Source organism: Bradyrhizobium sp. 17 (assembly GCF_023073515.1).
GTDB classification, from domain to species: domain Bacteria; phylum Pseudomonadota; class Alphaproteobacteria; order Rhizobiales; family Xanthobacteraceae; genus Bradyrhizobium; species Bradyrhizobium canariense_D.
Genome location: NZ_JADPJQ010000020.1, coordinates 1 through 2796, shown reverse-complemented (window position 1 = coordinate 2796; position 2796 = coordinate 1). Strand labels below are relative to the sequence as shown.

At 57.5% G+C, this 2796-nt stretch carries 4 protein-coding genes; 2 read left to right on the top strand and 2 right to left on the bottom strand.

What is annotated here, in order from left to right; genetic code table 11:
- Nucleotides 1–236: 236 nt before the first annotated feature.
- On the bottom strand, nucleotides 237–431 hold the full coding sequence (locus IVB13_RS03870; protein WP_247487837.1) for a hypothetical protein: 195 nt from the start codon (nucleotides 429–431) through the stop codon (nucleotides 237–239).
- Between the two features lie 221 nt (nucleotides 432–652).
- On the opposite strand from IVB13_RS03870, the gene IVB13_RS03865 reads away from it, so the two are divergent.
- Entirely contained in the window at nucleotides 653–859 is a 207-nt protein-coding gene (locus IVB13_RS03865; RefSeq protein WP_247487836.1) for a hypothetical protein, read from the top strand.
- Nucleotides 860–1329: 470 nt separating this feature from the next.
- Here IVB13_RS03865 and IVB13_RS03860 read toward each other — a convergent pair whose 3' ends face one another.
- Entirely contained in the window at nucleotides 1330–1704 is a 375-nt protein-coding gene (locus IVB13_RS03860; RefSeq protein WP_247487835.1) for a hypothetical protein, read from the bottom strand.
- A gap of 569 nt (nucleotides 1705–2273) precedes the next feature.
- Here IVB13_RS03860 and IVB13_RS03855 point away from each other — a divergent pair.
- The gene (locus IVB13_RS03855; protein WP_009859265.1) at nucleotides 2274–2447 is read left to right on the top strand and encodes a hypothetical protein; all 174 of its coding nucleotides are present in this window, start codon (nucleotides 2274–2276) and stop codon (nucleotides 2445–2447) included.
- The last annotated feature ends 349 nt before the right edge of the window (nucleotides 2448–2796 follow it).

Sequence of the window (2796 nt, the reverse complement as noted above, 5' to 3'; positions counted from 1 at the left end):
CTCCTTCAGGCTAGGCTGATTGGCGCGCCATAAAAACAATCACGATCATCGAATATGCGTCAGAGCCAATATTGCAGGCCGAATGACATCCCGGCGGCTTGATATCCGTCCAGCCCCGGGAGGGGATTAGCAAAAATCCCGGATGCTCATCAGTATGGGCGTGGAGTGTGAAGGTTCAGTTCGATTGGAAAATCGAAGCTCGCCGGTCCACGAGCAAAGATCAAAACGCACCCGCCTCAAACTGATCGGCCGTGCTCATTCCGTGGGGTGGGAGGAGGATGAGCCAAGCTCTTGATCGCCGATCTTTCCTCGCTCAGGCGCTGTTCCAAATACCGGCGCTCAAGATCTGAGAGATTGGTTTTAAGCAGCCGTCGATATCGACTGATGTTGCTGTCATGGGCGCGCAGACGGGCGATTTCCTCGTCGGTCACGGTGCCTCCATATGGATAAAAGAATTCTGAGAAATAGAAAAGCAATGATTGGCGACGCATTTATGAAAGCAAGCTTCGTGCCTGGGCGTCTGGTTGTCAACAAATGAAAGCCCGCCGGTTCACGCTGGCGGGGCTGGGCTTCGTTGGGCGTCGCTTCCTTCCTTGCAACACTCCGCTCGCCGTGGTGGTATGCTTGGTTCTAACAAACCAAGGAGGTGGAAATGCTCAAGATCGTAGCCATTGCGGCTGTCGGGGTGTTGCCGTTCTTGTTCAACGCTGGCGAAGCGAATGCCCAAGGGAAGATGGGCGGTAACTCGGGCAAAGGTGTCAGATGCCCAGTAAACACCTGCGGGAAAAGCGGAAAAGAACGCGCGATGGACGTTAAGTATTGCTCCGCAGCGAATTGTCCAAAAAACGGACCTAAATAAGCTTAGAGGAAGCCCGCTGAGGCGGTCTCTTTTTGTGCGCCGGGTTCACGCTGGCGGGCTTTTGCTTGCACTCACGGTGATGATGAATACGACGAACAAAAGAACCCAGCCGACGAGATCTACGGCGCTCATCGTCGCTCGCCCATTGTACGTTCGATTGTGCGTCGGGCGGAACCGCCTCTGCTAGCTAGCTGATTTGATTGATGTTTTGGCGGAAGGGGTGTCTTGTCAACCTTGCTGAAATCGCTCGTTTTTTTCGTCCGCGTCGCGGGCAATCTACGGTCCTAGGCAGGTCAGTTTCGCAGCCTCTCGACCGGTAGTTTTCCGCCATCTCGCGCAATGCGCCGGCCTCTCTGGGCACCCTGCTCTCCTCCGCCATCCAGGCAGAGGCGCTCCATGCGCGCGAGATCGTCGATGTCCTGCTGATGTCGCCCCATGCCGGTGATCAGACTCCGGCCTGCACCAAGCCGTCAAGGGTAGCCACCCGGAAATTTCCAAATACCGATTTCGTCGAGCCGGCCGGATGATCTCGAAATGAAATCATCCAAGCCAAAGCAGTGGACCGAGAGCGAGCGAAAGAGGCTTGCCGCGATGGCACGTCGGCGCGCCGCGTCGGAAATTGCGGCAGTCCTCGGGCGGCATACCGGATCGGTGAAGCGGATGGCGCGAGAGATGGGATTGCTCCTAAAAAAATAGAAGCGGCTCCTTTCCTCTACACGCTCAAGGGAAGCGGCACAGAGTTCGGTGCCGGCATCAAGTATGCCGTCGAGCGCGGCTGGCTCGACCTGCACGAGCGCGGTACCTACGTGCGGCTGCTGACACCTGGCGATGATTTGCTCGGTCAATAGATCAGCGCGAAGGACAACCACGCCGCGAGTGACGCGCAGAGACAAATCCCGAGATAACGCAAAACAAGGCGCATCGGGCTTTCGCTCCGAAACGCACATCAAGTCATGCCTGGACGACGACTGCTAGGAATTTGGGTTGCACCGCGCTCCTTAGGAACTCCCGCATGGAAGCTGTTTAATGTTGCTGCCTCGCTTGAGCTGGCAGAGCGGCCCCGGCCCAGCTATGCGCGCTCTCGGGCGTGAGAGGGGGTGCGCGTGAGCTAGTTTATGTCCGCGCTGCTAGTGGTGACTGCGTTGACGCTGTCCTTATGCTTCGGCCTGGCAGCCTGGCGCCAGTCCGCCGGCAGGGAAGCCGATTTCACCATTGCCTCCCAAAATTCCAGATTGGGAAGCGGATGGGATGCCGCCTGAGGGCAAATGGCCTCGCCTCGGAAGCAGTAGCATGGCTTCCATTGACGGGGGCTCCCCCTATCGTGAGCACCGCATCATCAACCGGCAATTGAAGGGATTTGGAACCATCTTACACGTAAGTTCTTCCGTTCTGAATGGCCACTGGAGGCTAACAGATGACGGATGAACAGCTAGCTCTTCAGGCTGTTAGTGACGCCCAGCGCATTCTGGAAGAATACTTAGAACCGAGGCCCCGGAATAACGAGCGCATCATCTTGGACAAGCTGGTGGAAGTGCTCGAGCGGCCAGATCTTCTGGTCGCTGTTCATCGGATGCAGCGCGGCTCGTAAGCGCTCCGTTGTCGCGCCGTTGCTGGTCGGCTCGTGCGAATTCGAGCCAGTCCTCAGCAAGCTTTAGCCACGGCTCCGCGTCGACGGACTGACGGGCTTGCGCCGTCCGTTCCCTGCACACGTCAGCTAACTGGTAGAAGCGAAGTACATCTTCAGACATGCAAACTGACGCGACTAGGCCCATCATCCCGCCTCAACAGTATCGCCTCTTCCGACACAGTCTGTCGACTATCTCACATATCATCCTGATTGGGGGGAATCCTCGCCCACTGTGCTAATTGGGCAACCCCGCCGGCCCGCAGACGCTTCCAGGTGCCGGCTTTGCCGGATGCCAGCACCATAGAGGCAG